The organism is Variovorax sp. 01T439_2 (assembly GCF_056398445.1).
This window is the reverse complement of record NZ_JBFTPJ010000722.1, coordinates 1-3,044: the sequence shown is the minus strand read 5'-3', so window position 1 is coordinate 3,044 and position 3,044 is coordinate 1. Positions and strand designations below refer to the sequence as shown.

Below are 3,044 nucleotides of genomic sequence, written 5' to 3'. Positions count from 1 at the left end.
CCTCAAGAAGATGATGGAGTCGAAGTAGCCCGGCGCAGCGGGAACCACCATGGGCACCGAAGAACAACTCGAAGACTGGCGCCGCCTCGCGCTGCGCGTCGAAAGCGAAGTCGCGAAGGCGGTGATCGGCCAGGCCGAGACGATCCGCCTCATCAACGTGGCGCTGTTCGCGCGCGGCCACGTGCTGCTCGAGGGCGACGTGGGCGTGGGCAAGACCACGGTGCTGCGCGCCTTCTCGCGCGCCATCGGCGGCGACTTCGAGCGCGTCGAGGGCACGGTCGACCTGATGCCCGGCGACCTCGTCTATCACACCTATGTGGACGCCGAAGGCCGGCCGCGCATCGACCCGGGGCCGCTGCTGCGCCACGGCGAACGCCTGGTCACCTTCTTCTTCAACGAGATCAACCGGGCCCGGCCGCAGGTGCAGTCGCTGCTCTTGCGCGCGATGGCCGAGCGCACCGTGTCGGCCTTCGACCGCGAGTACAGCTTTCCGCACATGACGGTGTTCGCCGACCGCAACAAGGTCGAACGCGAAGAGACCTTCGAGCTGGCTTCGGCGGCGCGGGACCGCTTCATGTTCGAGCTGAACATGCCCAAGCCGGCCGACCGCGGCATCCGCCAGTCGCTGGTGTTCGACACCGCCTACCACGACACCGAAAGCCTGATCGACAAGGTGGCGCCCGCCATCCTGCCCTGGGACCGGCTCAACGCCATCGCCGCGCATGTGCAGCGCAGCGTGCGCGCCAGCGAGACCATCGAGCGCTATGTGCTCGACGTGTGGGAGGCCACCGAGGCGCCGCAGAAGTTCGGCATCCGGCTCGACGGCGTGGACATGGACCGCCTGATCCTGGCCGGCGCCAGCCCGCGCGGCATGAGCGCGCTGCTGCGCGCGGCACGCACCGTGGCCTGGCTCGAAGGCCGATCGCACCTGGAACCTGCCGACCTGGCGGCGGTGCTGCCCTCGGTGCTTGGGCACCGCGTCTTCTTCACGCCTGTGTACGAACTGCGGCGGGCGGAATTGTCTGAAGCGCTGGTGACGCAGATCATGGACAAGATCGCCGCCCCCTGATGCCATGGACCGCGTCGACGAATTCCACTACCAGCTGCCGCGCCGCTTCGGCGGCTGGCGCCCTGGCGCGCAGCGCGGCCTGAGCCAGGGCAGCGGGCAGGAATTTGCCGCGCACCGGCGGCTGTTCGACCACCCCGACCCGCGCCGCATCGACCTGCGCGCGAGCCTGCGCGAGGGCCGCGGCGACTGGCTGGTGCGCATCCACCGGCTGCGCGTGGCGATTCCGGTGCACGTGGTGGTCGACGTGTCGGCCTCAATGCACTTCGGCGCCGAGCGGCGCAAGCTCGACGTGGTGGCCGACCTGGTCGAGGCGCTGGGCTACAGCGCGTTTCGCGCCGGCGACACCGTCGGCCTGCTGGCCTTCGACCAGCGCGAGCGCGAAGATCTTTTCGTGCCCGCGCGCCACAGCCGCGGCAACGGCAGCCTGATGGCGCGGATGCTGCGCGAATGCGATGCGGCTTCCGGCGCGCCGCCCGCGGACGACAGCGCCCTCTCGGGCCTGCGCCGCGCCACCGAACGGCTGGTGGGCCGCGGCGGGCTGGTGTTTCTCGCGTCCGACTTCCACTGGCCGATCGACGCGCTCGGCGAGCTGCTCGAACAGTTCTCGCCCGCTTGCGTCGTTCCGCTGGTGGTCTGGGACCCGGCCGAAATCGAACCGCCCGACGCCCGCGCGCTGGTTGCCCTGCGCGACGCCGAAACCGGCGCGCGGCGCAGCCTGTGGATGCGCGATTCGCTGCGCACGCGGTGGCGCGAATCGGTCGCGGCCCGCCGCGCCGAACTCACCGCGCTGTTCAACGCACACGGCATGCCGCCCTTTCACCTGCAGGGCCGCTTCGACGCCGAGGCGCTCACGCGTTATTTCCTGGAGACGGCGGCATGAGCCTCGTTCATGCCGCTGTACTGGCGCTGGTGCTGGCCGCCCTGCCCGCCGGTTTTTCACGCGCCGCCGATCCCGCCACGCCGGCCGCAGCCACCGCCGTCACCATCGAGCAGCCGCGCAGCTTCGGCCATGTGCTCGGCGACGTGCTCACGCAGCGCGTGCTGCTCGAACACCAGGGCCGGCCGATCGAGCCCGGCGCACTGCCCACCGCGGCGCGCATCGATCTCTGGCTCGAACGCAGGCCGTCGCGCATCGAGACCGATGCGCAAGGCAAGCGCTGGCTCGCCGTCGAATACCAGGTCATCAACGCCCCGCGCGCGCTGGCCGCCATCTCGCTGCCGGCCCTGACGATCGCCACCGCCTCGGGCCCCGCGCTCGCGCTGCCGGCCTGGCCGGTCAGCATCGGGCCGCTGGCGCCGGCGGAAGCCTTCGGCCAGGGCGACCTGCAGCCGCTGCGGCCGGACCGCCCGGTCGCGGCACTTGCGACCTACCCCATCGAACAGCATCTGAAGTTCTCGCTGCTTGCGCTGCTCGCGGTGCTGCTGGCCTGGCTCGCATGGTGGGCCTGGCGCAACATGCGCGAGGCGCAGCAGCTTCCGTTCGCGCATGCCTGGCGCGAGCTCAGGCGCATCGACGATCCCGCGAGCCCCGAGGCATGGCGCGTGCTGCACCGCGCGCTCAACCGGAGCGCCGGCCGCGTCGTGCACGGCGCCAGCCTGCCGCAGCTGCTGGCCGACGCACCCTACCTGCGTCCGCTGCAGCCGCGGCTGGAAGATTTCTACCGCGAATCGACCCGGCGCTTCTTCTTCGCCGAAAGCACTGCCGCACCGGCCGAGGCCCAGGCCGCCTATCCGCTCAAGCCGCTGTGCCGCGCGCTGCGCAACGCGGAAAAGCGCCACCGGCATTGACCGGCGGACAAAAGCCATGCGCGTCGACCTCGCCCAGCCCTGGATGCTCGTGCTGCTGCCGCTTGCGCTGCTGCCGCTCTTGCGCAAGCGAAGCGACACGCTGGGCTTCTCGTATGTGGCCTGGCTGCCGGCCGACCGCGTCGGCCGCCTCGTCGGCTTTCTGTGGCGCGCGTTCGCGGTCGGCGCC

3 protein-coding genes and 1 pseudogene are annotated in these 3,044 nt (G+C 71.2%); all 4 read left to right on the top strand.

Annotation, left to right across the window (positions count from 1 at the left end; translation table 11 throughout):
- Positions 1–49 precede the first annotated feature (49 nt).
- The gene (locus AC1DOC_RS26620; protein WP_478080007.1) at positions 50–1,069 is read left to right on the top strand and encodes an AAA family ATPase; all 1,020 of its coding nucleotides are present in this window, start codon (positions 50–52) and stop codon (positions 1,067–1,069) included.
- A 4-nt stretch (positions 1,070–1,073) separates the two neighbouring features.
- A complete protein-coding gene (locus AC1DOC_RS26615) occupies positions 1,074–1,949 on the top strand; it encodes a DUF58 domain-containing protein (RefSeq protein WP_478080008.1) in 876 nt (291 codons plus the stop codon).
- Positions 1,946–2,857, top strand: a complete 912-nt coding sequence (locus AC1DOC_RS26610) for a calcium incorporation protein MxaA (protein WP_478083337.1) — start codon at positions 1,946–1,948, stop codon at positions 2,855–2,857. Before AC1DOC_RS26615 ends, AC1DOC_RS26610 begins: the two co-directional genes overlap by 4 nt.
- 16 nt (positions 2,858–2,873) lie before the next feature.
- Positions 2,874–3,044 (top strand): annotated as a pseudogene (locus AC1DOC_RS26605) (VWA domain-containing protein); the annotation flags it as partial.